The sequence below is a fragment of the Pseudomonas sp. TH08 genome, from assembly GCF_016651275.1.
In the GTDB taxonomy this organism is placed as follows: domain Bacteria; phylum Pseudomonadota; class Gammaproteobacteria; order Pseudomonadales; family Pseudomonadaceae; genus Aquipseudomonas.
The window spans coordinates 803,992-830,637 of sequence record NZ_JAEKEE010000004.1 but is presented as its reverse complement, the minus strand read 5'-3'; the positions used below and the strand labels follow the sequence as shown (position 1 = coordinate 830,637).

Here is a 26,646-nt window from a genome sequence, read left to right as displayed (position 1 = left end):
TGCTCGAAATGTCTTTGCCAAGGAGCCCATGACCTACCAGATGGCACCACTCGTAACAAATTGCTGAATGTCCCTTATTGATGGTGAGCATGCCCCCATGCGGGCGTACTGCGTTGCAGATAACTCCTTGCCTACTTCTTCCAATGTCGCAGCTTTCATTTTTTCAGTGTGTATACGTTTACCGACGAATCCATGGCTCAGGTCGTGCAGCGGCGGTTGTTTCTTTCCTTCGTAGGGCATAAGCCAAGCCCATCGACCTTGCAGCAGCGCGAAGTTCATCAGCCCGTGATTGAGACCTCGAAACTTGCGTTTGGCAATTTTTCCGGATGAGGCATTCTTGTCATTGGAAAAGCGTCCGTAGGTAGGGGCGCCACCCGTCCTGGGGATGACACGGGCGATCGATCGGTCATTTTCCTTCAAGATTTCTTCGTGCGGATTGACGGGCGAGCCATCGCTAAGTTCCCTGGTTCCATACCTTTCCTGCACGGTCCAGCGATTGCCTTTTAAGTCGCGAACGTAGTAGGTACCTTCTCGGCAATAGACCGAGTATTCGTTGGACATTTGAACCTCTCCTATCTGTCATGGTGCTGTAGCCAGAAATCGACGCCACCATGATGTAAAAGCTCCCCGCGGTGGCACTGGTTGAAGCTAAATGATCCATCCCAGTCAGAGCAGCGAGCATTCTGAGCTGGTAGTGAGATGTCCTTCCTAAAGGCAAAGCTAGAGCAATCGCCGGCTTTGATCGTGATGATCTGCTTTGCCTTTCTGTTCACTATTTTTTCTGGGTCTTTCAACGTCGCTACACTTATCACGCGCTTGCCCGTCGTTGTTCAGGGGGCGGGGTTGTTCACCATCGCCGGAGACAGCGATTCAAAGGCGACGGACTATTTTCTAGAGAATCAAAAGGCTCGACCTTTAAACTCGTCGATCCATGCAATGAGTTCCAATACATCCCGTTCGAATTCATCGAGTTCGACCGGAATCTGAGGCAGCTCATCTGCCTGGGAGTGCTCGTATACGGAGTACTTTGTCATCAACCGGTCGATAAGATCGCAGTCTTCTGCAATCACCTTAGCAACGCCTCTCAATTTCCCTTTTGTCATTACATCCCGTCTGAAACGAATAACCACGTCGTTCAAGAGGATGAGTTCCACTGTTCGTTCCAAGATGATCCGAAAATCACTACAGGCACTCTTCACGGTAAGGTCATAACCGTCGGCGTCAGCATCGGCCTGATGTTTTCTGAGTTTCGGAATGACGTGATCCCTAACCGCATTCAGCGCCTTATCGGGTTTGGCGTCCCGCAGACTGTGTTGGGCCAGAATCCCCGAAACCTTATCCAATCGACGAAGCGACTGCACGGAGTGGGTGATTTTCTCGTTAGCAGGGTTCTCACCGTGTTTCTTGATTACCGCCTCAACGAGTGCAATCAATGAGAGGCGATGAGTGAAGATTATGACCTGTCGGGTCTTCGCCAATTCGACAAGCCGTGAAACAACCCTCTCTTCAAAGTCCTGATCTAAAGACGAAATTGGGTCGTCAAAGATGAAGGGGGCAAGCTGGTTCGAACCAGTTGTATCGGCTAGGAATGCCGCCAATGCAACAATGCGGGTCTCGCCTTCACTGAGTACTGCGTCAGGAGTGACACCAGCCCGAGCACCGACGAGAGTGAGCCCAAACGTGATAACTCCTTTTCCTTGAGCCTTGCTCTGCGGAACAACAGGCAGTCGACGTCCACCAAGGGCCTTTAACTCCGCATCAAAGCGGGCCTGATATCCAGCGTCAAGCTCGGTACGCCCAAGTTCGGTACGTTTAGTTGTTAACGAATTAGTGGCCGTTAGCTTTGTAGCTTTCTCCAATAGATCAATAGCTACTAGTCGCACACGCTCAGCTAAAATCGCTGGTTTGTTCTGGGACAGCCACTGGAGCGCTTGGAGTTGCTTCACCCGCTTCTCGACCTGTTGCCGGTGTCCATCTTGCTGTAGCTGGGTGAGGCTGGTCTTCTCAGCAAGTAATTCAGCAGCTCGTTTTTCCAGCGCTTGATCAATAGGAGCCCAATTGAATGAAGGAATATCTGCCGCGTCAGCGCACTGCACAAACTGTGCTCGCCTAGCCTTCAATGACTCATAGCAAGAGCGGGCAGTGGCTTCGTCGAACTGCAACTGGGCGAGGTGCGCAATCCAGTCTTCAATCGAAGGTATCTGAGTCACCTTCGCGATTAGTGCTGCACTGGCAGCTTCCGCAGTTTTTGCTGTGGTCTCAAGACCGGCGTTAACAAAAGCCTCGAAGCTTTTGAGCCGAGCAGCACCTGCAGCAGTTAGCTCCTGCTGGCACAGTACGCAGTAGGCACCGTCTGCAGTCACGGGAAACTCATGACCATGGTACGCATGAGTAATTGAATAATTGCACGCCTGGTCCCACATGAGTTTCCAGGCCACTTCTCCAACGCCTTGGAGAGGTGCCTTCGCGAATGTCTGCTACGCAATTTCGTTAGCCGCCTTTCTCGTCGCATTCGCCGAAACTTTCGCTCTCGACAATTCATCAGCCTTCTCATCCCTGAGACCTTCTTTCAAGAGCTTCATTGCCTGCTTGATGCTTTCGGTGGCAATACCTTCCTTACCAATTACAGCCAAGCGCCCTGCAATGTCTTTTTCCGCGAGAAGAGCTTCAGCCCTGATCCTTTCTTCGTCAAAATCTTTTCCATATTGGCAATAGGCCTCGATTTTCTCAGCAGAAACAGAGGCTTTGAGAGAGGAGAACCAAACCTTCTCAACGGTTTCGGAGAGATCAATTGGGAACTGTGGAAGAGCACTAACGAGCTTTCCCTTTTCCCTTCCCAACTCATCAGAAACCATGCCCGAAATCTGAATGAGCATGGAGATAAACCGCATACTACTTGGCTCGTAGCTTGATTCAGTCCGCCCCATGTACTGAGTCGCGGCTTTCGAATCGAATACTTGGGCATACTTAAGCATTGCATGTGGCTCTGCACCTGGATGCCAGTTGATATCTCTGGAGTTGCCATCAATCGTAATACGGCATTGAGCACTGCAAACATGTTCTTCATTGCTAAATGCATTTGGGCGAATCTCATCCCGTGAGCGAGAGCCGCAGAGCTGTTTGAGCAGGCGAGCAAAACCGCTCTTTCCCGACCCATTTTGCCCATAGATCACAGTCAAACTGCTCGTTCCGAATGGTAGAGATGCACCAGGTTTAATCGCGTTAACACCGACGACTTGGGTTACTTCTTCCACCCGCACAACCCGCTGCACTGCTCCAGCCGAAAATGCACCAGCAACCACCTTCAGGAAACCAGGATCATTCTGCTTCGCTGCCTCCAACTTACAGAGTCGAACCAGCTCTGCAAACTCGCCCTCATTAGGCAATCGTTTATTGTCGATAAGCTGTTTGGCGGCTGTCTGAAGCCAACTACTCCGTTCATTCAGCCACTTTTCAAAGTCATTTAACCCGACTGCTTCATTCGCTAGATCAGACATTCCTGCTCTCCGTATCTGTCGAGGTGCAGTTCGGAAAGATAGTTGAGGTGTAGCTTTTCGCCACTATCAACGAGATAAAAAGGGTACAACTCCTCGGATCAACGTTCAAAAAGGTTTCTGGTACAGTCCGCACTCGTTCAATCCGCTGACAGGGAGTCAAGCACATGGCAAAGCCTGCCGCACGAATCACTGATCCAACCTCCTGCCCAATTCCCGGGCATGGCCCGAAGGCCATCGCCTCAGGATCTCCCGACGTGTTCTTCGACGGCCTCGCTGCCGCCCGTAAAGGAGATACCTGTACCTGTGGAAGTGCTCTGGTTTCGGGTGTTTCCGCTACGGTGTTCATCAATGGCAAAAACGCTGCTCTGATCGATACCACAGGTTCACACGGCGACGTTGTGATTGGTGGTTCGGGGACAGTAATCATCGGGGATTCGCATACCCCAGCACCCTTCATTCCTCCTTTACCTCTCGCCATTCAGAAACGATTCGGGCAGTCGTTCAGTGTTACCGACAGTGAGACGGGTAAGCCCTTGGCCTTTCGAGACTATGTTGCGACGGTCAATGGTGTCGAGACCACAGGCGTCACCGATGCTGATGGCATCGCGCACATCAAAACGCCGACACCCAATGCCCAGATTTCACTTCACATCAAATTCAATGCTCCCGCCCGGATGCTTCATGAGCTATCGGAGAAAAAATAATGGCAACCAATTTTGCGACACAAGCGACTGCTCAGGAGATAAAGCCAGGCGAGTTCATGTGCCCGATACCGGTCGCTGTGAATGATCGAGCGGCTACTCGAGAGGCGATTATTAACCGAGTTCGGGAATTAAAAGCCACGTTCGTTGAGCGCTCGTCCTGGAAAGCGTTGGACGGCAAGAAGGACATGGTGGTGGATTGGGACTACACGATGATCGCTTTGCACCATGCGGGACGCAGTCACAACTGCACACCGGGTGCGGAGCAGATGCAGGAAATTCAGAAAGGACACCTAAGCCAAAAGTACGACGATATCGGCTACCACTACGGAATTGATTGCAAAGGGCAGATATTTGAGGGACGTGACATTCGACTGCAAGGCTCAAGTGTCCTGAAATACAACACAGGGCTGATTGGCATCGTCTTGTTGGAGAACCTGACTACACCGGAAGAAGGTGGAGATTTGGTCGCCATAGGACGCGTGGTTTTCGATAGCGTTGGTTACAGCACTACAAACGTAATACCCGAAGATCAAATCATTGCACTGATGCACCTTATCGACGCGCTAAAAAGCGTGTTCGTTATCAAGAATTTTGGAGGCCACAGGGAATATCCAGGGCAAGGCTCTGAAGGGAAAATATGTCCCGGCAATATTGGAATGGAGCTGGTCAGAAACATCAGAGCTAAAACCCAACTGCTTCCACCGCCGGCGCCACAGCAATGAAAAAGCTTCTAATCGTAGCAATCCTCGCAGTAGTCGCCATGCTCCACGTCTGCTACTACGGAGCCCTTGAGGATGGTGATATCGCGACGATTGTCTTCATCAAGAAGCACCCGACGTTTCAGATGAAGTTCTACAACATGCACGTCAATGATGGATAGATCAGGAAGGTAGAGCGCCTGACGGCGGAGGAGCGGGGGTGGATTACTGCTGGTACCGGTTAGGCATCGTTACAGAGCGCTCAGGATGACGTCGATATGTGCTGGAAGAAATAGCACTATTTATATGGCTGTGACTGTCAGTTACGACTGGTAATCTCGGCCATTTTCTTTTATCTGTTGGGGCGAGGGGGCGGATCTGTCGTGGGATCCGAGACGCGATGAGAGTCCCGATAAACGTCAATGTTTAAAAAGACATTTCCAGTCACTCTCCCAGGCTACAAATCCTTGCGCCTTTGCCTACAGCTACGCCAGAATCCGCCGGCTTGTGCGCCTTGGAGGCGGGTTCTATTGTGGTGCGGTCGCTGGTGAATCAGCGATCGGGTTTAGCGACTCGACTTATAAATAGGTGCATCAGCGTTCCATGCTTTGTCGCAGATTCAACTGCTGCGACTCCGCTATGGTGGCTGTATGCGGGAGACCCTTGGGTCTGCCGGGTGCCTATAACCGGTTCGCTAACCTGCGTACAGCCGCCACCTTTCTGTTTAGCGACAGTTATGGCGGCTCCACTCTAATAGGAGCTTCACCATGATCAAACCAACACCTAACCCGCCCGAAATCGACTCGGTTTCCCCCTACGAATCCCTCGATTCCAGAAAACTCCACGAAGCCGCCGACCGCGCCCTCGACCATTACCTTTGTCCGCCCGGGTCCACGCCGCCCCCACGTAGAATCCGCGGGATGTATGCCGTGACGGCGGATAACAAAAACGAAGAATTGCTGATTGATGCCAGTGAGACACTTGCTTCGGCCCAAATCATCGCGCAGAACGTCGCCAGCCTGTTGCCGGCGTCGCAGCGTCGGGCGTTGTTGGGGATTGCGCAGTTGATAATGCTCGGGGAGTTGGCGGTGAATCGGGCGCTGGATAATCTGCAATTGGCGGATTGATGCGGGTGTCGGGATCACCCAGTGATTGATTGGGTGTCCGTTCTGACGCCTTCGCGAGCAGGCTCACTCCTACAGGGTTTTGTGGTGGTCACGGGTATCGTGTTCGGCGCTGAAACCTGTGGGAGCGGGCCGGTTACTGTCCTGCGCCGTTTTCATTTGGTTATTGAGGCGAATCGGGACATTCGTGGGTCCATCGCGTAAGCCTCATGTCATTGAATTGCTCACCTATCGTATCGACGCGTAGGCAAGTTCCTTTCTTCGAGTAGTACAAGATGCAGCGCGAGCTATCGAACGAGCAGCTATCCAGTTCGAAGAACTTTCGTGCAGCCAGCTCCTTCTCCACACCACTGTATTCATAGCCGTCGCTGGTATGCATCCGCGTCGGCTTCCAGCCTTGTTTGACTAGCTTGGATTTGGCCGCAGCCAAACGCTCACCGACGACGATGCCTGCTGGCCCGCGCTTGTCGTTTGGCGCCTGTGAGCCATCGGCAAACGTTGCGCTGATACCCATGCAATAAAGTGCGACAAGTGCGAGGGTTGAGGCCTTCATTTGACATTTCCTATGGCCGATTTTAGCTCGACAAAAATTCCGGACATTGGGTGTTCATTCTGGCGCCTTCGCGGGCAAGCCCGCTCCCACAGGGTTTTGTGTTGGTCAGGAATGTTGTGTCCGGCGCTGAAACCTTTGGGATCTGGGCTGGCAGCTCCTGCAGGAGGAAAAGGGAACAGATTTATTTTTGAAAAATAGATCCGTCCCCTTCGAATGCAGATGCCCATCCAACGGTGCAACCTCTGACGGTGCACCGTATCAAGATTACCTAGTCGCCCAAATCAACAGCATTACCGCTAGCCCGGACATAATAATTATCGAATTCACCGCTTTCGACGAACACGAAGCCATGGCGAGTGTAAAAACGATTTGAAGCGCTTTCCTTGAGAGCACCCACCTTGATGGGACGCCCGATTTCATCAGCCTCTCTGAAAATCCGGGTAAGCACTTCAGAGCCGATTCCTGCTCCTTGAGCACTGGGTATCACATACAAGTGGTCAAGCAGAAGCTCGCTCTGCTGGTCTTTGATTACGACAAAACCGACCAGATCACCTGATACTTCTATGCGGCGTGTGCTGTTAGCGTCGAACCCACCAAGAAATCGTTCGCGCGCACGATCCGGGTTAAATCGTCCAAGCCGTTCAAGGCTCTCGCGCATGGCCTCAATCCTGATGGCTACCAGATCTTCCAGGTCGTTATTGGACGCTGCGCATAAAACGACAGCGGAGTTTTGATCAGTGGAGGCTGGCATAACAAGCACCCTAAACATGGCCGGTCAGTCATTATGCAGAGAACAGAATTCGCATAACCACTATTGCCTCGGTGCAATGGAGGCGATGGCTCCATATCAGCTTCAGGGGGATGCGTTCGCCTGAAGCTTGCGTCTGTTGTGGCAAGGGACGGCTCTGTCGTGGGATCCGAGACGCAATGAGGATTCCGATAAACACCAACGTTTAAAAAGACATCTCCAAACACTATCTCAGGCTACACATCCTTGCGCCTTTGCCTACAGCTACGCCAGAATCCGCCGGCTTGTGCGCTTTGGGGGCGGGTTCTATTGTGGTGCGGTCACTGACGAATCAGTGATCGGATTTGACCGTCCGCCCAATATCAAGGCGCGCCAGCGTTCTGCACGTGTTCAGGCATTGTCTGAAATCATGTCGCGGTGGCTGTGCGTGGGACACCTTCGGGTGTGCCGGATTCCTTGATGTCCGGTCGGTCAACCCGCGTACAGCTGCCACCCTGTTTGTTTGACCGCGAACGGTGGCGGCTCCAGTCATCAAGGAGCTTCACCATGATCAAACCAACACCCAACCCGCCCGAAACCGACTCGGTTTCCCCCTACGAATCCCTCGATTCAAAAAAACTCCACGAAGCCGCCGACCGCGCGCTCGATCATTACCTTTGTCCGCCCGGGTCCACGCCGCCCCCACGTAGAATCCGCGGGATGTATGCCGTGACTGCGGACAACAAAAACGAAGAACTGCTGATCGATGCCAGCGAAACACTTGCTTCGGCTCCATTGCGCAGAACGTCGCAAGTCTGTTGCCGGCGTCGCAGCGGCGGGCGTTGTTGGGGATTGCGCAGTTGATCATGCTTGGGGAGCTGGCGGTGAATCGGGCGCTGGATAATCTGCAATTGGCGGATTGATGTGGGTGTCGGGATTACCCAGTGATTGATTGGGTGTTCGTTCTGGCGCCTTCGCGAGCAGGCTCACTCCTACAGGGTTTTGGGTTGGTCATGGGTATTGTGTCCGGATACTGAAACCTGTGGGGGTTGGCTTGGCCGCGATATTTGTCTGTAGGCGCAGGGAGCGCTTGCTCATGCTAAATTTTGGGAAATCAGATAGTTAAAAGTAGAGCTCGAACGCTATGTTGACCCTTCTCAAGGGCGAGAATCAGGGCTTGAAGGTCAAGCCTCGCTGGCCATCCTCTGAAGTAATCATTGAACAAAATGTCTTCCTTAAACTGATTGAAGCCCAGTCGAAGCTTCCCCCGTCAGTTCAACTACTGCTCGTTCGGGGATATGAAAATAAAAGTAGTCAGTTGGGGGTATTCAGGTTCCTGTCGAGGTGGCTGGGCATCCGGTTGTTTTGCGCTTGCTACCCAGGCCGAAAAGACGAAGTGAACGATATATTCGGCTCCAACGGGCATGACGTGGATGGCTCTCATGTCGATGTTTCCATCATTCTGAATGGCAGGAGACTGCGATTTTTGCCGTTGGGCGTATTTACATCGCCGAACCTTCAACACACCAGGGCGGCTGAACATCTCAGCGTTCTCGAAGAGGTTAAGGCTGCGCTGGTGCAGTGCGGCTTCAAGATTCACCGCAACCCGACAGAGAGCATGCAGATACATTGCGACTTTGAAGGATAGTTGGCTGGCGCAGCTGATGATCTTTTCCGGGAACAGGTAGCGCGACAGGTTCACTGATCAACTAACATCCGCAGCCGTTCTACCGCTGATTCGGCGGCATCGAGTGCACCTTCCATGTAACCGTTGTGCTCAATGGATGCCTCGGTCCCTGACACCAGTAACCGCTTGAACCAGGCATCCTGATCTGGCCTGCTGTAACCCGTGGCGAAATGGCGCTGTCTGGTTTCGAGATCAGCGGGGGAGGCGGTCAGTCGGTCGGCGGCCCAGTCTTTGATGTAGTGCGCAACAGGTGTGGCAGCTTGTCCGCCGAAGAGGCGAACCAGCTGAAGGCGGCATTGTTCCAACAGCGCGGCCTCGCCCATTGCCAGGCGTTCTGTTGCCGGGATACCGACAAATCCAAACAGTGCGGCGCTCGCACTGGCATCGGAGGCGTCATGGATTTCGACCATCGGTCCGACATGACTTTGCGCCGTTCCGCAGAGCCCCTCGTCGCGCCAGAAAGGGCGGTCGTAAAGGGCGACGTACTTGGCATGGGGAGCCATCCATGTCGGTGTCCCGGACCAGCGTTGGATAATCGCTGGTGACAGCCAGGGTTCGAAGTGGATGTCTTGCGCAAGCAGGCGTAACGGCACAGCGCTGATGACGTGAGTGAAGGATTGCTCGCTCACCCCTTGCCCAGCGTCTGTGTGTAGCGTGATGCCGGAGCCTGACAACCGCATGCCGCTGATTCGGGCATTCAAGGCGACTCGCTCAGGGGCAATGTGTGCGGCGAGGGCTTGTGTCAGTTGCGAGACGCCGCCCTGGATGCGCATCGAGGGATTGCCTGATGTGTACCCGCGGACGCGTTTGGCCGTTTCATGCGCGGACTTTTCCAGCAATGTCGCGCCATCGCTGTACTGGGGGAAAACGGTAAGTCCCAGCGCCAATATGAGTGCCGCCATGCGAGGCTGAAAATCAGACCACCACCACGCAGGACCGAGGTCATGGGCGGGGCCGTTGCCGGGCGTTGAGAGGATGCGTCCGCCCAGCCGCTCGCGGGCTTCGAATAATACGAAAGCGATGTTCATCTGCGTCAACAAACGGGCCGTGTATAGCCCGCTCAAGCCGCCTCCGATAATCGCTACCCTCAGGTTGTTCATGGTGATGCTCCGGGGACATGCCGAAACCCGCACGCCCGGAGTGTTTTCGGGCGTGCGGGGGGCTTCGGGATTAACGATCAGTTGTTTTCGAGCGCTGCATAGGCGTCGAGAACCCGAGCTGAATAGGTCACCGCTGCGCCGGCATTGAGTGCGATGGCCACGCCCAGTGCTTCGGCGATTTCTTCACGGGTAGCGCCGTGCCTGGCCGCTGCTTTGGTGTGGACGGCGATGCAGCCATCGCAGCGTGTAGTGATGGCTACGGCTAACGCGATCAACTCATGCGTCTTGGCGTCCAGATGCCCGGTTTTTGCACCTGCGCCGTCCATCACTTGAAGGCCACGAACGGTATCCGGTGAAAGCTTGGCAAGATCGCCGACGCGGTTCAGCAGATTTTCGCGATAGTCATTCCAGTCCAGCATCATGATGCGCTCCTCAAATGCGGCCGGCAGTTACGCCGCCGTCGACAGGCAGGACGGTACCGGTGATCCAGGACGCTTGCTCGGACGCCAGGAACAGAATCGCTTCTGCGACATCGGCTGGCTGGCCATTGCGCCCCAGCGGATGGAATGCGTTGAAAGTCGGCAGTACGGCCTTGACCTGTTCGCTGTCCATGAAGGTGTTGTACACCGGCGTTTCAACCACGGCTGGCGCAACGGTGTTGATGCGAATGTTGGAGGAGGCCAGTTCAATGGCCAGGTTTCGGGTCAGTGCATGCACGCCCGCATTGGCCGCTGAGTAGGCCGCAGAAGGGGTGGCGCCGATGGCTTGCAGTGCCCACAAGGAACCGGTTTGCACGATGACGCCGCCGCCACGCAGTTGCATCGCCTTGGCCGCTGCCTGGGCCATGAAGAACTTGCCCTTGAGGATGATATCGATGAAACCGTCGTATTCATCCTCGTCCAACTCCAGGAAGGGTTTCGGATTAAACACGCCAGCGTTGTTGATCAGAATGTCCACTCCGCCGAACTCGGCAGTCGCAAGCGCCACCAGCGCTTTGGCAGAGGCGGGTTTGGCAATGTCCGCAGCCAGGACGCGTACGTGCTTGCCGGTAGGGTCGATCTGGGCTGCGGCTTTGTCGAGTTTGGCTGCATCGCGACCGGTGATCACCACACTCGCGCCTTCGGCAACCAGGCGCTGTGCGACTTCTTTACCGATACCTGAACCACCACCGGTGACGATAGCAACTTTGGAAGAAAATCTTTTCATGTTGAGGATGTCCTGTGGCTGAGTAAGATAGGAGCGTTTGTGCCATTCATTGGGGCTGTCTATGAATTGCCCTTATGAGCGTTGGCCTTGGCTGCTATTCTTCGCTTCGGACAGGTGTCGCACAAACCAGAATTCTTTTTCATCCATTAAAGAAAATCTTTAACCCATGAATACGCCGATGTATCTCAACGCTCTCCGGGCATTTGAAGCAGCCGCCCGGCATCAAAGTTTCTCGGCTGCTGCCACTGAGCTGCACGTGACGTCGGCAGCAGTGGGGCAGCAGGTGCGTACGCTGGAGTCATGGCTGGGGGTCGCGTTGTTCAATCGGGCCTCCAGCGGTTCTGCGCGGCTGGTTCCGACCGACGTTGCTCGGGAGGCATTGCCCGATATCCGGGAGGGATTCGATTACCTGCGCATGGGGTTGGCGCGGTTGAAGGAAGGTTCGCTCAGCAGTGGATTGACGGTGGCGGTGAGCCCGGCGTTTGCTGCCAAATGGCTGTTGCCCCGCATCGAACGTTTTCAGTTGGCGCACCCTCAGATCGATGTCCTGTTGGACACCAATCTCAGGCCTGTGGATTTTGTTGCCGAAGGCGTGGACATCGGCGTGCGTTATGGCACCGGACGTTGGCCGGGGCTGACGGCGATCAAGCTGATGGACGAAGAGATGTACCCGGTCTGTGCGCCGACTTATCCGTTGCTTGAACAGGGACGACTGTCAGCCAGCAAACTCGCCGAAGCGACGTTGATCCACGACTTGTCGATGGTTGCCGATCCCGATTATCCGACGTGGCGGACATGGCTCGACGCCTCGGGACATTCCGCTATCAATGCCGAACATGGGCTGCGCATCAACAATTCTGCCGCCGTGCTGCAGGCGGCGATTGACGGGCAGGGCCTGGCGCTTGGGCGCAGTGTCATGCTGCGGGATGACCTGGAGGCAGGGCGGCTGGTCCGTCCCTTTGGCGAAGCAAGCTGTCCGCTGGCGTTCGCTTATTACATCGTTCATCGGCCCGAAGTGGCGGATCTGGCGAAGATAAAAGCCTTCCGCGAATGGCTGCTTGCGCAAGCTTCAGGAAAGCTCGGCGACTGAATCTGTGGCGCGCCTGCGTTTGATCCAGATACGAGCGCCGGCATTTCCGATCATTGCCCGTAACGCAATGCCCGGCGGCAGTCGAAGCCAGGATAAAGGCTGGAGCAGGTCACCGTTTTCAATCGCAGAGCCGGACAATATCAGTAACTCGATACCGGCTTCGTTGGGGAGTTCCAGCAGTGTGCCTGCCGGACAGTCATGCAGGTTCACGTGTTCGTCGTGGCCACTGAAGAGCGTTCGGGTGTCAGAGTGCGTTTGATGCTGGTCGGGACAGACGACGCACTCGCGCCCATCATCTTTTTCGAATTGCTGCAGCCTTACAAAAATCACGCAACCCGTGGTTGATGCCGGTGCGTGGCTGCTGCCGGGAGGATTGCGCACGTAGGTGCCAGCGGGGTAGTCGCCGCGTTCATCTTGAAAGATCCCTTCAAGCACCAGAAATTCTTCACCCCCGGGATGACTATGCGGGCGGAAGGTGCTCCCCGCTGCATAGCGAACCAATGAGGTCGCCCGGGCTTTTTCTTCCCCGTCGCGATAAAGCATGCGCCGCTGGACGCCCGCAGCCGGGGATGCGACCCACGGCAGCAGTGCGCCATGAACGAGGGTGCGGCGTGTCAGATCAGTATTCAGTCGCAAGATTCAAAGCTCCGCCCGACCGCCATCAACCACGATCTCCGCTACGAGCATCAATCGTGCTGTGGCGAGGCCAATGCCTGACGAGCCACCCGTAATCAGCGCAGATTTACCGTTGAGCATGTTGCTTGACCTTTTCGGGGATGGAAGATGCCCCAAGAGTGGCGCGTATCGAGTGATGAGACGAGGCAGATATTCCTCGCGATGGAGAAAGAAAAACTTGTCCACGGCGCTACCGGGTTGCCGCGAATAATGGCCATGTTATCGTTCACACGGACTGACATCCTGCAACTAAAGCGTCCCGCCTGTTCAACTCAAGGTCTTCAAACATGACTGGATTGCAATGCGCCGCGCTGGCGATCTTGCTCGGTATTGCGACTACATCCCATGCCGAACCAAATGTTCAGGTCGGTTTTTCTCCGGAAGGCTCTGCGCGAAAGCTGGTTTTGGAAACCATCGGGTCTGCGCAGCACAGCATTCAGATGCTCGCCTATGCGTTCCAGGCTCCCGATATCGTGCAGGCTTTGATTGATGCGGAGAAGCGTGGGGTGGAGGTGCGCATAGTGGTCGATAAAAAGCGAAATCTGGGCAAGTCCAGTAAGGCGGCGATGGACCTTGTGGTTTTGAATGGCGTGGAACTGCGCACCAATGAGCATTTCCATCTCCATCACGACAAAACCATCATTGTTGACGGGAATACGGTCGAAACCGGTTCGTTCAATTTCGCGCCGTCCGCCGAAACCGTCAACTCGGAAAACGTGGTGGTGATTCGAGATATGCCGGAGGTTTCGCGTCAATACATCGCGCATTGGCAATCACGTTGGGAGCTGGGTGTGCCTTATCCGCAACGCTGATCGGCATATGAATGTCTGGCAGGGATGGCTGGTTGGTCACTCATCGGGCGGGCGGAAGCCATTGTTCGAGCGATTGCCGTGTTCAGTTATAGGGAGAGCTGGCGGTGAATCGGTTGTCGGAATCACCTGGTGATTGATTGGGTGTCTGTTCTGGCGCCTTCGCGGGCAAGCCCGCTCCCACAGGGTTTTGCAGTGAGTGCAAAATCTGCAAACACCACAAAACCTGTAGGAGCTGCCGCAGGCTGCGATCTTTTGACGTTGATTTTTAAAAACCAAGATCAAAAGATCGCAGCCTGCGGCAGCTCCTACAGGGGGCGGGTTAGTAGGGTTTCGAGTTTTGCCAGTGGTGGCGTATCCTGGTTGCGGTCGAATACTTGAATGCCGATCTTCAGCAATCGCCCATTCTCTGCCGCTGCGATTACCTGTTCGCAACGCAGCAACAACCGCCCCTGATCGCAGTCTTGCGCTTTCATGCCCATCGGCAATTTACCTTCCAACCGCAACTCGGCCATTCGGCTTTGCGCCGCCAGCATCGCAACAGATCGATCCCGCAACAGCCCGCTGCTTTGCGTCATCAACCCCGCCACGCGCACGGCCGCCGACATGGCCACGGCAATAATCGCCAGCGCCACCAGCACCTCAATCAATGTAAAACCTTGCTCCCGCGAACGCGCACGCATAAAAGGCCTAAAGCCAAAACCCAGCCCTCGACGCTAACCCCCGTCCTTGACGGCTTGACGACGAAAACACCCGAGGATTTTCAACATCCCTGACATATCTTCTTGCAACACTGCGCGTCGAATCGAATCAAGCCAGGGAATGTCGAGATGGATATCGCACCTTTCAAATCGCTTCATCAACCGTTGCGCAAGCCGCGTGGTCAGCAGGGTTTTACCCTGATCGAGATCATGGTGGTCGTGGTGATTCTCGGGATTCTGGCGGCGATGGTGGTGCCCAAGGTGCTCGACCGGCCGGATCAGGCGCGGGCGACGGCGGCGAAGCAGGACATTGGTGGTTTGATGCAGGCCTTGAAGCTGTATCGCCTCGATCACGGCACTTACCCGAACCAGAGTCAGGGCCTGAAAGTGCTGGTGGAGCGGCCGGCGGATGCGAAGAACAGCAACTGGCGTTCGTATCTGGAACGTCTGCCGAACGATCCGTGGGGTCGTCCTTATCAGTACCTCAACCCCGGCGCCAACGGCGAGATCGACATCTTTTCCCTCGGTGCCGACGGTCAGCCTGACGGCGACGGCGTGAATGCCGATATCGGTTCCTGGCAGCTGTAAGGCCGGCCATGAACAGCCGTTCGCCTGATGGGGCGAAGCAACAGGGCATGGCGATTATCAGTGCGTTGTTGATTGCGGCCGTGGTGGCGGTGATTGCGGCGGGCATGCTGACGCGCCAGAGCGTGTCGACCCGTGCGCTGGAAGCCGATCAGCAGCGCGTGCAAGGGCGTTGGGTGGTGCAGGGCGGTCTGGAAATCAGCCGTCAGTTGCTCTGGGATGCGCGCGAGCGTGACCCGTTGACCCGGCTCGATCAGCCATGGGCGCAACGTCTGACTGCCCAGGGATTTGAAGGCCGACTGGAAGACGAGCAGGGCAAGTTCAACCTGCGCAATCTGGTGGCCAACGAGCGAGTCGACGAGGCGCAGGTCGCGGCTTTTCAGCGCTTGTGCGAGTTGATAGGAGTCAGCGCCGGGTTGAGTCAGCGCATCAGTCAGCGGGTGATTGCGTCCTACCCGCGACTGCTGAATCCGCAGATTGCCGAGGCGCCGAAAAGCGGCTTCGACAGTGGTCGCACCACCTCGCCAAACGCCTCGCGCAAACCGCAGAATCCGACGCTGCCGATGCTGCGCAGCATCGATGATTTGCGCAGTGTCGACGGCGTTAATGAGGCGCTGATCGGCAAACTGGCGCCGTACCTGACGGTGATCCCCGCGACCACTTGGCTCAACGGCAATACCGCCACCGCGCCGGTGTTGGCGGCTTATGTGCCGGGGCTGTCGCTGGAGCGTGCCAATACGCTGATCGCCGAGCGCGATGCCGGGCGCTGGTTTATCAACCGTGGCGATTTCGTTAACCGCTTGCGCATGCCGCAACTGGAGCTGACCAGCGTCAAGGTTGGCATCACCAGTGACTGGTTTCGCCTGCGCGGCGAGGCGCGACGCGATCAGCGCCGGGTCAGTCTTGAGGCGTTATTGCATCGCAGCCAGGACCGGTTGCCGCAAGTGATCTGGTCGCGGGTGGGCGTATGAGCCAGTTGAGGATTGCGTTGCCGCCCTTGGCGGAGCTGGATTTGCACAGTGAATTGCACTGCGCCTGGCTGGATCGACAGGGCCAGGTCACGCGGGAAGAACGCCTCAGTTTGAGTCAGTTGAGTCAGCAGTCGAAACTGCCACCGCTGGTGTGCTTTCTGCACCCGGCCGACAGCCTGTTGGCGAGTCTCGATTTGCCGCCGTTGCCTGCGAACAAGATTGTCGCGGCGGTGCAATGTGCGGCGCAGGCCCTGATGCTCGGCGACAGCAGCGAGATGCACATCGCGCACAGTTCGCGGGACGAGGCCGGGCAGGTGCAGATCGCCTGGGCGCCTCGGCAGTCGTTGTTGCGCTTTGGTCAGTTGCTGAAAAGCGCTGGGCTGAACCTGCGCGGTCTCTACCCGGCGCCGTACCGTTTGCCGGTGCTGCCCGGCACCGTCGCTTGCGTGCAGGACGGGCATCTGTTGCTGCGCGACAGCGTGCAAGCCGCGCGGGTGCAGCCGTTGTTCGATGACGGCCTCGACGGTGTTGTGTGGGAACCGGGTGTGACTTTGCACTGGATCGGTGAGCAACCGCCGCCGGGCGCCGAACTGCCGATGACCGATGCGCAGCGCTGGACTGGGCCGTTACCCGGTTGGGGGCTGCATGGAGCGGTGCAAACGCAAAACACCGAGCATCGTGGTTGGGGCCGGGCGCTTGGGTTTTCGGCGCTGGCCGTGGCGGTGTGGGTGATCGGTTTGAACCTGTATGCCGCCCGCGAAGCCGGGCAGGGTCAGCAACTGAAATCCCAGATGAACCTGCGGGTCAAACAGGCCTTCCCCAAGTTGCCGGTGATTCTCAACCCGTTGCAACAGGCCCGTCAGCAACTGGCGGCGCGGCAGAAGGGCGCGGCGGATGATCCGGCGCAGACTTTCAATCGCTTGGTGTTGCAGGCCGGCAGCGGCATGCCGTCGATGGCCGGCAGTGTCGAGCGGCTGGCATTTGTCGACGGCACTTTGCAACTGAGTCTGCTCAGCGACGCCCGTCGTGGCGGTAATGATCAGGAGTGGCAAAGCACCTTGGCGCAGGCCGGTATCAGCGTCACCGCCGACGACGAGGGCTGGACCCTACGCCCGGGCGGCGACAGCAGCGCCAGCGAAAGCACCTCCACCGAAAGCGAAGACAGCAGCGAGGCAGACGATGATTAAGGCAGCGCTGGCGGTTTATCGCGCTCGTTGGCAGCAGTTCACCCGCCAGTTACAGGCGCGCTGGCAGCCGTTGGCATTGCGTGAAAAACGCATGGTCAGTGCAATGGCGATCGCGCTTTTCGGCTTGCTGCTGTGGGTCGCACTGATCCAGCCGCCGCTGAAGAAAATCAGTTATTGGCAGAGCGAAACGCCCAAGCTGCGGGCGCAGACCGAGGCACTGGAAGTGCTGTTGCGCGAGGTCAGCGTGCGCCCGGAAGGGCAGAGCGTCGGCCAGTCGCTTGAGCAGACTTTGCAGGCCAGCGGTCTGGGCGGGCATTTCCAGTTGCAAGCCGCAGACGGCGGCGCCTGGCAATTGAGCTTCAATGCCGCGCCGGCGGATGCGCTGCTCGACTGGTTGCTGAGCACGCCGGGACAACTTTCTCTGCAAGTGGTCGAGGCCCGTCTGCAACGCGCAGACAACACCTCGACCGAGATCACTGCCGGCACTCTGTCGGGAACCGTTCGCATGGATCAGGCGCAGGGCGCTAAGGAAGCTTCATGAAGTGGTCAGGTTCCAATTGTGTACGTACGGCCGCGCCGTTTCTGTTGTTGGCGTTAAGCGCGTGCAGCAACACCACCACGCCGCAGAACCAGCCGCCGCTGCTGGTCGACAGTGAACTGGGACGTCCGCTGGCTAACACTCAGCGCAGCGGCGACGCGGTGCTCGACCGCGAGCGGGCTCAGGCGCAGGCGCGACCTGCGCCGAAGCAATTGCACAACATCAGCAAAAGTGCGCGCAGCGGCGTGGCGGCGTCGGGCATTGCGTTGCCGAGCAATCCTTTGGGCGATCAACCGGTGACGCTGAATTTTGTCGACGCCGATATTCAAGCGGTGGTGCGGGCGTTGTCGCGTTCGACCGGTCAGCAGTTTTTGGTCGACCCTCGGGTGAAGGGCACGTTGACGCTGGTCTCGGAAGGTCAGGTGCCGGCGCGGCAGGCTTACGACATGTTGCTGGCGGCGTTGCGCATGCAGGGTTTCAGCGTGGTCGATGTCGGCGGTGTGGCGCAGGTGGTGCCGGAGGCGGATGCGAAGTTGCTGGGTGGGCCGATTTACAGCGCCGATAAGCCGGCGGGCAACGGCATGCTCACGCGCACGTTCCGCCTGCAATACGAGAATGCGGTGAACCTGATTCCGGTGCTGCGGCCGATCGTTTCGCCGAACAATCCGATCAACGCGTATCCGGGCAATAACACCATCGTTATCACCGATTACGCGGAGAACCTGACCCGCGTGGCGCAGTTGATCGCGAGCATTGATTCGCCGAGTGCGATCGACACGGATGTGGTGCAGATCCAGAACGGTATTGCTGCCGACATTGCGCCGATGGTGGCGGATTTGCTGGATGCGCCGGGCAATGATCCGACGCAGAAAATTGCGGTAATTGGTGATCCGCGTTCCAACACCATCATCATTCGTGCGGGCAGTCCGGAGCGCACGGAGCTGGCGCGAAATCTGATCTACAAACTCGATAACGCGCAGAGCAATCCGAGCAATCTGCATGTGGTTTATCTGCGTAACGCGCAGGCGGCGAAACTGGCGCAGGCGTTGCGTGGTTTGCTCACGGGTGAGAGTGATAGCGGCAGCAGCGACAATGCGCGTTCGGTGCTCAGTGCGATGGGCAGCAACACCAGCGGCTCCAGTGGGCAAAGTGGCCAGAGCGGCACGCAAACCAGCGGCACAACTTCGACCACGTCCGGCAGCGGCAGCACTGGTGGTAGTTACGCGCAGGGCAGTGGCGGCACCACCGGCAGCGGCGGCGCTCAGAGTAGCGAACAGAACGTTGCCTTCAGCGCTGGCGGTGTGACCATTCAGGCCGACGCGACCACCAACACCTTGCTGATTTCCGCGCCGGAGCCGTTGTATCGCAACCTGCGCGAAGTCATCGATTTGCTCGATCAGCGTCGCGCGCAAGTGGTGATTGAAAGCCTGATCGTCGAGGTCGGCGAGGACGATGCCAGCGAATTCGGCGTGCAATGGCAGACCGGTAATCTGGGCGGCAAAGGTGTGATCGGCGGGGCGAATCTCGGCGGCTCGGGGATCAATCTGAATGGTAAAACCAGCCTCGACGTGTTGCCGCAGGGTTTGAACCTGGGCTACGTCAACGGCACCGTCGACATTCCCGGTATCGGCAAGATCCTCGACCTGAAAGTGCTGGCCCGGGCCTTGAAGAGCAAGGGCGGCACCAATGTGTTGTCGACGCCTAATCTGCTGACGCTGGACAACGAGGCGGCGAGTATTTTTGTGGGCCAGACCATCCCGTTTGTCAGCGGCAGTTATGTGACTGGCGGCGGGGGCACCAGCAATAATCCGTTCCAGACGGTGACCCGTGAAGAGGTCGGTTTGAAGCTCAATGTGCGCCCGCAGATTTCCGAGGGTGGCACGGTGAAGCTCGATATCTATCAGGAAGTCAGCAGCATTGACGAGCGTGCGTCGGCCAGTTCGACGTCGGCGGGGATTGTGACCAACAAGCGGGCGATTGATACCAGCATCCTGCTCGATGACGGCCAGATCATGGTGCTCGGCGGTTTGCTGCAGGACGGTTACAGCCAGAGCAACGATGCGGTGCCGTGGCTGGGCAGCATTCCGGGGATCGGCGCGCTGTTTCGCAACGAGCGCCGGGCGATCACCAAGACCAATTTGATGGTGTTTCTGCGCCCGTACATCATTCGCGACAGCGAGGCGGGGCGCAGCATTACCCTTAACCGCTATGACTTCATGCGCCGCGCCCAAGGTGGTTTGCAGCCGGAACGCAGCTGGGCGATGCCGGACATGCAGGCGCCGCAATTGCCGAGTGCTGCGCAGGGTGTGCCGGCGGTGGTGCCATCCTCGGGGCCACGCGCCACGATCAAAGCGGTGCCGATCCAGCCGGGGTCCTCATTATGAAACCGGTTCTGCATCGGAGTGATACACCTGTGGCGAGGGGATTTATCCCCGTTGGGCAGCGAAGCAGCCCCAAAACCTGCAACCCCATTTCTCCAGGCATACCGAGTGTTTTGGGTTTACGACTGCTGCGCAGCCGAGCGGGGATAAATCCCCTCGCCACAGGAAATCTCATTGCCACAGGAAATCTCGGTGTTCCTTTGTATCGCATTGCCACAAGGATCAGGCGCAACACCGCACCTGTAGGAGCTGCCAAAGGCTGCGATCTTTTGATCCTGCTCTTCAGCGGCATAGAGAAAAGCCAAAGCAAAAGATCGACTTCGGGGCCGCGAGTAACCATCAAAGCGGTTCCAATTGAAGGGAGCACACGCTTTTGAATCAGCCCCTCAATGTGAGTGATGCCTTTGTGGTGAGGGGATTTATCCCCGTTGGGTTGCGCAGCAGCCCTAAAACCTGCCACCCGGATTTTACTGGCATACCGCGTGTTCAGGGTTTACGACTGCTGCGCAGCCGAGCGGGGATAAATCCCCTCGCCACAGGGAATTGCATTGCTACAGGAAATCTCGGTGTTCCTTTGTATCGCATTGCCACAAGGATCAGGCGCAACACCGCACCTGTAGGAGCTGCCAAAGGCTGCGATCTTTTGATCCTGCTCTTCAGCGGCATAGAGAAAAGCCAAAGCAAAAGATCGACTTCGGGGCCGCGAGCAACCATCAAAGCGGTTCCAATTGAAGGGAGCACACGCTTTTGAATCAGCCCCTCAATGTGAGTGATACCCCTGTGGCGAGGGGATTTATCCCCGTTGGGCAGCGAAGCAGCCCCAAAACCTGCGACCCCATTTCTCCAGGCATACCGAGTGTTTTGGGTTTACGACTGCTGCGCAGCCGAGCGGGGATAAATCCCCTCGCCACAGGGAATTGCACTGCCACAGGAAATCTCATTGCCACAGAGAACTCGGGGGACTGCGAAAGATGAGTGCGTTGCCTTACGCCTGGGCCAAGGCGCAGCGGATTTTGTTGTGCGATGGGGTGTTGACGGTGTGCCCGTCGACGCCGGGCTGGTCGATCAGCGAGGCGCGGCGTCAGTTTGGCGCGACCACGATACAGCGCGTGCGCGATGACGAACTGGATGGCTTGCTCGCCAGCGCTTACGCCGACACCGGCAGCGCGGCGGCGGTGGTGGGTGCGGCGGAAAACGAAGTCGACCTCGACCGCCTGATGCAAGACATGCCGGAAATCACCGACCTGCTCGACACCCAGGACGGCGCGCCGGTGATTCGCATGATCAACGCCTTGCTGACCCAAGCGGCGCGTGATGAGGCCAGTGACATTCATATCGAACCCTTCGAAACCCATTCGGTGGTGCGCTACCGCGTCGACGGCACGCTGCGCGACGTGGTCTCGCCGCGCAAGGCGCTGCACGGTGCGCTGGTGTCGCGGATCAAGATCATGGCGCAGCTCGACATCGCCGAAAAACGCCTGCCGCAGGACGGTCGAATCGCCTTGCGCGTGGCCGGGCGGCCAATCGATATCCGCGTTTCAACTGTGCCGACCGGGCATGGCGAAAGGGTGGTGATGCGTCTGCTCGACAAACAGGCCGGGCGTCTGCACCTGGAAACCCTCGGCATGGATGCGCAGGTGCTGGCGAAACTCGATCACCTGATCCGCCAGCCCCACGGTATCGTGCTGGTTACCGGGCCGACGGGCAGCGGCAAAACCACCAGCCTCTACGCCGCACTGGCGCGGCTCGATGCGAGTACCAGCAACATCCTCACCGTCGAGGATCCGGTGGAATACGACTTGCCGGGTATCAGCCAGATTCAGGTCAACGCCAAGATCGACATGACCTTCGCCCTGGCGCTGCGAGCGATTCTGCGGCAAGACCCGGACATCATCATGATCGGCGAAATCCGCGATCTCGAAACCGCGCAAATCGCGGTGCAAGCCTCGCTGACCGGTCACTTGGTGCTGGCGACCTTGCACACCAACGACGCGGTGTCGGCGGTTAACCGCTTGATCGACATGGGCGTCGAGCCGTTTCTGCTGGCCTCATCAATGCTCGGCGTTCTCGCGCAACGCTTGGTACGGCGCCTGTGCAATCAGTGCAAACAGGAAGACCCGGCGACACCGGGGACATGGCGCCCGGTCGGTTGCGCGGCATGTAATCAAACCGGCTACAGCGGCCGCACCGGCATTCACGAATTGTTCTGCATCGACGACGACATCCGCACCCTGATTCACCAAGGGGCAGGGGAGCAGGCCTTGCGCGCATCAGCCGCGAAAGCCGGGATGTTCAGCCTGCGTGAGGACGGTGAGCGCTGGATTCGCAGCGGCGCCACCGCCCCCGAAGAAATCCTGCGCGTGACACGGGACGCCTGATGAATCGCTATCGTTTTGAAGCTGCCGACGCGACCGGAAAAATCGAATCCGGGCATCTGGAAGCCGACAGTCAAACCGCTGCGTTCAGTGCGTTGCGCGGGCGCGGCCTGACGGCACTCATGGTGCAAAAGGAAAGCAACGTCGCCCAGCACGGCGGCGGTGGATTGTTCAGCGCCAAACTCTCGGACAACGATCTGGCGTGGGCCACGCGGCAACTGGCGAGCCTGCTCGGCGCCAGTCTGCCGCTGGAGGCCGCATTGAGTGCCACGGTCGAGCAGGCCGAAAAAAAACACATCGCCCACACCCTAAGCGCCGTGCGTGCCGACGTGCGCAGCGGCATGCGTCTGGCGGAATCGCTGGCGTCGCGACCACGGGATTTTCCCGAGATCTACCGCGCGCTGATTGCGGCGGGCGAGGAGTCCGGCGATCTGGCGCAGGTGATGGAGCGACTCGCCGATTACATCGAGGAGCGCAACAATCTGCGCGGCAAGATTCTCACCGCGTTTATCTATCCGGGTGTGGTCGGACTGGTGTCGATCGGCATCGTGATTTTCTTGCTCAGTTACGTGGTGCCGCAGGTGGTCAGCGCGTTTTCCCAGGCGCGGCAGGATCTGCCGGGGCTGACCCTGGCGATGCTCAATGCCAGCGATTTCATCCGCAGTTGGGGCTGGTTGTGCGCCGCGTTCATGACTGGGAGGTTCTGGAGCTGGCGCCTGTATCTGCGCAATCCGGCGGCGCGTTTGAGTTGGCATCACCGGGTGCTGAAGCTGCCGTTATTCGGGCGTTTCATCCTCGGCCTGAACACCGCCCGTTTCGCCTCGACGCTGGCGATTCTCGGCGGCGCCGGGGTGCCGTTATTAAGGGCACTGGAAGCGGCGCGGCAGACACTGTCCAACGATCGTCTAAGCCTGAGCGTCACTGAGGCCACGGCCAAGGTGCGTGAGGGTGTGAACCTGGCGGCAGCGTTGCGCGTGGAAAACGTGTTTCCGCCGGTGCTGATTCATTTGATCGCCAGTGGCGAGAAAACCGGTTCGCTGCCACCGATGCTGGAGCGTGCAGCGCAGACGTTGTCCCGTGATATCGAGCGGCGGGCGATGGGCATGACGGCGCTGCTGGAACCGCTGATGATTGTGGTGATGGGCGGGGTGGTGCTGGTGATTGTGATGGCGGTGCTGTTGCCGATCATTGAGATCAATCAACTGGTCCAGTAGGGGTGTTTCTGAAATATTGATGGTGTCTGGGCCGGCCTCATCGCGAGCAGGCTCGCTCCCACAGGGGAATGCATTTCAAATGTGGGAGCGAGCCTGCTCGCGATGAGGCCAGTCAGAGCAACAAATAATCCAATCTTTTTTCAGAGGCTTCAGCATCACCCGACCCCTGATCAAGCCATCCTCGGGTTCTCCTTTCTGTCATCTGCAACCACCCGCCAACGCCTCCAGCCCGATTCAGCCAAACCCTCGATCCAGACGCTGCGCAGCAGCCGACAAACACCCGAGAAAATCCCTTCAGAAACACCCCGCACCTCCCGAGGTTTTTTCCTTTATCTGTCACCGGAAACTGCGAATTTCTCAGTGCGACTTAACCAAGGCCAACGCTAGCGAGGGCCAGTTGAGTCCTCCCAGTGTCATGCAAGCCATCCGAAACCCTGTGTTCCCAAAACCAGTTGAAAAGGAGATTCTTCATGTTCAAGCGCACTCTGATCGCAGCTTCCCTGACCGTTGCCGCTCTGGCTTCCGCTCAAGCCATGGCCGTTACCGGTGGTGGTGCAACTCTGCCAGCCGCTCTGTACAAAGGTTCTGCCGACAGCATCCTGCCAGCCAACTTCTCCTACGCTGCCATCGGTAGCGGCGGTGGCAAGACTGCCTTCCTGACCAACAATCCAGCCGGCTTCAGCACCACCGGCACTGTGCACTTCGCGGGTAGCGACTCGATCCTCAGCGCTGCGGAACTCAACACCTACACCACCACTTACGGCGCTTCGTACGGCCCGCTGATTCAACTGCCTTCGGTGGCCACTTCGGTTGCCATTCCGTACAAGAAAGCCGGTCAGACTGCACTGAACCTGACCAGCGCTCAGCTGTGCGATGCCTTCTCCGGCGCTAAAACCACTTGGGGTCAGTTGCTTGGCACTGCCGACACCACCCCGATCCGCGTTGTTTATCGCAACGTTTCCAGCGGCACTTCGGAAATCCTCAGCCGTCACTTGAACTCGGTCTGCCCGACCCAGTTTGCTACCAACTCCACCTTCACCAACGCTCGTCTGCCAGCCGGTTCGGCACTGCCGTCGAACTGGGTCGGCGTCGCCAACACTTCCGAAGTCGCCACTACCGTGAACGCTGTTGACGGTTCTATCGGTTATGTCGGTCCGGACGGTGTTGACGCCACCAGCAACGCGGTGGTTGCTCGCGTAAACGGTGTTCAGCCAACCTCGCCAAACGTGACACTGGCGCTGTCTTCGGTTGCTCCTCCGTCGTCTGCAACCGACGCAGCCGATCCGTCGAAATGGTCACCAGTGGTGGCTAACCCGACTTCCGGTTACAAACTGGCTGCCTACACCAACTTCATCTTCGGCCAGTGCTACAAGGATGCAGCCGTGGCCGCTGACGTCAAAGCCTTCCTGACCACCCACTACAGCAACCCGGGCAACAACACCGCGACTCAGGCGCACAAATTCGTTGCCGTACCTACCGCCTGGAAAACCGCTGTAACCGCCAACTTCATCACCAACACCTCGGGCAACAACCTGAACATCAACAACACCACCGTGTGCAACACCATCGGTCGTCCTTTGTAAGTCAGTTGTTTCAGTCTGATGTGTAGATGGCGGCCCTTCGGGGCTGCCATTTTTTTGGCTCCCGTTTGAGGGGGCGTTCGGTAAGGAGATTGAGCATGTTCAGATGTATTCGAATCGCTGCACTGGTATCGGCGGCATTGGTTTCGAGTCAGGCGATGGCGGTGACGATGAAGGGTGGCGGGGCAACCATCCCGGCGAAACTTTACAGCGGTTCGGTGGACAGCATATTGCCGGCCACCTTCAACTACGCCGCAGCGGGTAGCGGTTACGGGAAACAGGCTTTTCTGACTAACGATCCCATGCGGCTGAGTCAAACCGGGACGGTGCATTTTGCGGCCAGCGACTCCACTCTGACTGACTCGGAACTCTCGACCTATACCACCCAGTATGGGGCTTCATACGGTCCATTGATCCAGCTACCGTCGGTTATCACGTCCGTGGCTATCCCCTACAGAAAGACCGGCCAGACTGCTCTGAACCTGTTCGATAATCAGCTGTGTGATGTGTTTTCGGGTAAAAAAACCACATGGGGTTCTCTATTGGGCACCTCGGACACCACTCCTATTCGTATTGTGTTCCGGAAGGAGGCGAGTGGCGCTACGGAAATCCTGACCCGCCATTTGAACTCGATCTGCCCGACGCAATTTGTGACCGATGCACGATTCACTGTCGCACGCATACCCAATTCCTCAGTACCCGTAAATTGGGTAGCGGTGGAATATGACCAGGATGTTGTGCAGGCCGTGAACGCTGTCGATGGTTCCATCGGTTATGCCGGTCCGGACAACGTTGATGCAAGTAGCAACGCGGTTGTTGCTCGCATCAATGGTATCCAGCCAACCAATCCTTATGTCCTGGCGGCGTTGGCGTATTCAAGTCCACCGTCGAAAATCTCTGATGTCGATAATCCGGCCAAGTGGTCGCCTGTGGTAGCCAATCCGACGCAAGGTTACAAACTGGCGGGGTTCACCAATTTCATCTTCGGCCAATGCTATAAAGATCCTGCGGTTGCAGCGCAAGTTAAGGCCTTTCTGGCGGCTCACTACAGTATTCCCGGCAACAACGTCGCGACTCAGGCCCATAAATTCATTGCAATGTCGTATGCCTGGAAGAATGCGGTCATTGCCAACTTCGTCACTAACACCACTGGCAATAACCTCGATATCAACAACCCCAGCGTTTGCAACGGCATTGGCCGTCCCCTCTAAACGACAAATATTGAAACGCAATGGCGGCCCTTT

Annotated in this window: 26 protein-coding genes and 2 pseudogenes; 18 read left to right on the top strand and 10 right to left on the bottom strand. The window is 57.3% G+C overall.

Annotation, left to right across the window (positions count from 1 at the left end; all coding sequences use genetic code 11):
• Positions 1-33: 33 nt before the first annotated feature.
• From JFT91_RS20705 to JFT91_RS30005, 3 genes are all read right to left on the bottom strand, one after another.
• A complete protein-coding gene (locus tag JFT91_RS20705) occupies positions 34-561 on the bottom strand; it encodes a hypothetical protein (RefSeq protein ID WP_201233680.1) in 528 nt (175 codons plus the stop codon).
• Between the two features lie 338 nt (positions 562-899).
• On the bottom strand, positions 900-2,363 hold the full coding sequence (locus JFT91_RS30010) for an AAA family ATPase (protein ID WP_347340322.1): 1,464 nt from the start codon (positions 2,361-2,363) through the stop codon (positions 900-902).
• 114 nt (positions 2,364-2,477) lie between these two features.
• A complete protein-coding gene (locus tag JFT91_RS30005; protein WP_347340321.1) occupies positions 2,478-3,497 on the bottom strand; it encodes a hypothetical protein in 1,020 nt (339 codons plus the stop codon).
• 164 nt (positions 3,498-3,661) lie between these two features.
• On the opposite strand from JFT91_RS30005, the gene JFT91_RS20695 reads away from it, so the two are divergent.
• The 4 genes and pseudogenes from JFT91_RS20695 to JFT91_RS20685 all read left to right on the top strand — a co-directional run bounded on the left by JFT91_RS20695 (position 3,662) and on the right by JFT91_RS20685 (position 6,026).
• Positions 3,662-4,201 (top strand): PAAR domain-containing protein, encoded by a 540-nt coding sequence (locus JFT91_RS20695; RefSeq protein ID WP_201233679.1) that lies wholly within the window; start codon positions 3,662-3,664, stop codon positions 4,199-4,201.
• Complete coding sequence (locus tag JFT91_RS20690; protein WP_201233678.1) at positions 4,201-4,923, top strand: peptidoglycan recognition protein family protein; 723 nt, start codon at positions 4,201-4,203, stop codon at positions 4,921-4,923. Before JFT91_RS20695 ends, JFT91_RS20690 begins: the two co-directional genes overlap by 1 nt.
• Positions 4,920-5,195: pseudogene (locus tag JFT91_RS30285) on the top strand (hypothetical protein). Before JFT91_RS20690 ends, JFT91_RS30285 begins: the two are co-directional and overlap by 4 nt.
• Before the next feature lie 471 nt (positions 5,196-5,666).
• Positions 5,667-6,026 (top strand): DUF6124 family protein, encoded by a 360-nt coding sequence (locus tag JFT91_RS20685; RefSeq protein ID WP_201233677.1) that lies wholly within the window; start codon positions 5,667-5,669, stop codon positions 6,024-6,026.
• Between the two features lie 160 nt (positions 6,027-6,186).
• Here the strand turns inward: JFT91_RS20685 and JFT91_RS20680 are convergent, their stop codons facing one another.
• Both JFT91_RS20680 and JFT91_RS20675 read right to left on the bottom strand, forming a co-directional pair.
• Positions 6,187-6,576: a hypothetical protein gene (locus JFT91_RS20680; RefSeq protein WP_201233676.1), complete on the bottom strand. Its 390-nt coding sequence runs from the start codon at positions 6,574-6,576 to the stop codon at positions 6,187-6,189.
• 268 nt (positions 6,577-6,844) lie between these two features.
• The gene (locus JFT91_RS20675; protein WP_201233675.1) at positions 6,845-7,327 is read right to left on the bottom strand and encodes a GNAT family N-acetyltransferase; all 483 of its coding nucleotides are present in this window, start codon (positions 7,325-7,327) and stop codon (positions 6,845-6,847) included.
• A gap of 543 nt (positions 7,328-7,870) precedes the next feature.
• Between JFT91_RS20675 and JFT91_RS20670 the strand changes: the two are divergent.
• Positions 7,871-8,226 (top strand): annotated as a pseudogene (locus JFT91_RS20670) (DUF6124 family protein).
• Positions 8,227-8,447: 221 nt separating this feature from the next.
• Positions 8,448-8,951: a hypothetical protein gene (locus tag JFT91_RS20665; RefSeq protein WP_201233674.1), complete on the top strand. Its 504-nt coding sequence runs from the start codon at positions 8,448-8,450 to the stop codon at positions 8,949-8,951.
• A 50-nt stretch (positions 8,952-9,001) separates the two neighbouring features.
• Here the strand turns inward: JFT91_RS20665 and JFT91_RS20660 are convergent, their stop codons facing one another.
• The 3 genes from JFT91_RS20660 to JFT91_RS20650 all read right to left on the bottom strand — a co-directional run bounded on the left by JFT91_RS20660 (position 9,002) and on the right by JFT91_RS20650 (position 11,296).
• A complete protein-coding gene (locus JFT91_RS20660; protein WP_201233673.1) occupies positions 9,002-10,090 on the bottom strand; it encodes a flavin monoamine oxidase family protein in 1,089 nt (362 codons plus the stop codon).
• A gap of 77 nt (positions 10,091-10,167) precedes the next feature.
• On the bottom strand, positions 10,168-10,509 hold the full coding sequence (locus JFT91_RS20655; RefSeq protein ID WP_201205237.1) for a carboxymuconolactone decarboxylase family protein: 342 nt from the start codon (positions 10,507-10,509) through the stop codon (positions 10,168-10,170).
• Positions 10,510-10,522: 13 nt separating this feature from the next.
• Positions 10,523-11,296 (bottom strand): SDR family NAD(P)-dependent oxidoreductase, encoded by a 774-nt coding sequence (locus JFT91_RS20650; RefSeq protein ID WP_201203109.1) that lies wholly within the window; start codon positions 11,294-11,296, stop codon positions 10,523-10,525.
• A gap of 166 nt (positions 11,297-11,462) precedes the next feature.
• Here JFT91_RS20650 and gcvA point away from each other — a divergent pair, with 166 nt between their 5' ends.
• Entirely contained in the window at positions 11,463-12,386 is a 924-nt protein-coding gene (gene gcvA, locus JFT91_RS20645; RefSeq protein WP_201203111.1) for a transcriptional regulator GcvA, read from the top strand.
• Here gcvA and JFT91_RS20640 read toward each other — a convergent pair.
• On the bottom strand, positions 12,366-13,022 hold the full coding sequence (locus JFT91_RS20640; RefSeq protein WP_242487270.1) for a cupin domain-containing protein: 657 nt from the start codon (positions 13,020-13,022) through the stop codon (positions 12,366-12,368). The two genes, gcvA and JFT91_RS20640, sit on opposite strands and share 21 nt — an antisense overlap.
• Before the next feature lie 326 nt (positions 13,023-13,348).
• Between JFT91_RS20640 and JFT91_RS20635 the strand changes: the two genes are divergently transcribed.
• On the top strand, positions 13,349-13,873 hold the full coding sequence (locus tag JFT91_RS20635; protein WP_201203112.1) for a phospholipase D family nuclease: 525 nt from the start codon (positions 13,349-13,351) through the stop codon (positions 13,871-13,873).
• A gap of 305 nt (positions 13,874-14,178) precedes the next feature.
• Here JFT91_RS20635 and gspI read toward each other — a convergent pair whose 3' ends face one another.
• The gene (gene gspI, locus JFT91_RS20630; protein ID WP_201233672.1) at positions 14,179-14,553 is read right to left on the bottom strand and encodes a type II secretion system minor pseudopilin GspI; all 375 of its coding nucleotides are present in this window, start codon (positions 14,551-14,553) and stop codon (positions 14,179-14,181) included.
• Positions 14,554-14,700: 147 nt separating this feature from the next.
• Here gspI and gspG point away from each other — a divergent pair, with 147 nt between their 5' ends.
• The 10 genes from gspG to JFT91_RS20580 all read left to right on the top strand — a co-directional run bounded on the left by gspG (position 14,701) and on the right by JFT91_RS20580 (position 26,613).
• Positions 14,701-15,159 (top strand): type II secretion system major pseudopilin GspG, encoded by a 459-nt coding sequence (gene gspG, locus JFT91_RS20625; protein WP_201203124.1) that lies wholly within the window; start codon positions 14,701-14,703, stop codon positions 15,157-15,159.
• An 8-nt stretch (positions 15,160-15,167) separates the two neighbouring features.
• Entirely contained in the window at positions 15,168-16,127 is a 960-nt protein-coding gene (gspK, locus tag JFT91_RS20620; protein WP_201233671.1) for a type II secretion system minor pseudopilin GspK, read from the top strand.
• Positions 16,124-17,314, top strand: a complete 1,191-nt coding sequence (gene gspL, locus JFT91_RS20615; protein ID WP_201233670.1) for a type II secretion system protein GspL — start codon at positions 16,124-16,126, stop codon at positions 17,312-17,314. The genes gspK and gspL overlap by 4 nt, the downstream gene beginning before the upstream one ends.
• A complete protein-coding gene (locus JFT91_RS20610) occupies positions 17,307-17,855 on the top strand; it encodes a type II secretion system protein M (RefSeq protein WP_201233669.1) in 549 nt (182 codons plus the stop codon). Before gspL ends, JFT91_RS20610 begins: the two co-directional genes overlap by 8 nt.
• Positions 17,852-20,236, top strand: a complete 2,385-nt coding sequence (gene gspD, locus JFT91_RS20605; RefSeq protein ID WP_201233668.1) for a type II secretion system secretin GspD — start codon at positions 17,852-17,854, stop codon at positions 20,234-20,236. The genes JFT91_RS20610 and gspD overlap by 4 nt, the downstream gene beginning before the upstream one ends.
• A 370-nt stretch (positions 20,237-20,606) precedes the next feature.
• A complete protein-coding gene (locus JFT91_RS20600; protein ID WP_201233667.1) occupies positions 20,607-20,984 on the top strand; it encodes a hypothetical protein in 378 nt (125 codons plus the stop codon).
• Between the two features lie 220 nt (positions 20,985-21,204).
• Positions 21,205-22,611 carry a type II secretion system ATPase GspE gene (gene gspE, locus JFT91_RS20595; protein ID WP_201233666.1) on the top strand — a complete coding sequence of 469 codons (1,407 nt, stop codon included), beginning with the start codon at positions 21,205-21,207 and terminating at the stop codon, positions 22,609-22,611.
• Positions 22,611-23,822 carry a type II secretion system inner membrane protein GspF gene (gspF, locus tag JFT91_RS20590; protein WP_201233665.1) on the top strand — a complete coding sequence of 404 codons (1,212 nt, stop codon included), beginning with the start codon at positions 22,611-22,613 and terminating at the stop codon, positions 23,820-23,822. The genes gspE and gspF overlap by 1 nt, the downstream gene beginning before the upstream one ends.
• Before the next feature lie 470 nt (positions 23,823-24,292).
• A complete protein-coding gene (locus tag JFT91_RS20585; protein WP_201203142.1) occupies positions 24,293-25,405 on the top strand; it encodes a substrate-binding domain-containing protein in 1,113 nt (370 codons plus the stop codon).
• Positions 25,406-25,500: 95 nt separating this feature from the next.
• A complete protein-coding gene (locus JFT91_RS20580; RefSeq protein WP_201233664.1) occupies positions 25,501-26,613 on the top strand; it encodes a substrate-binding domain-containing protein in 1,113 nt (370 codons plus the stop codon).
• Positions 26,614-26,646 lie beyond the last annotated feature (33 nt).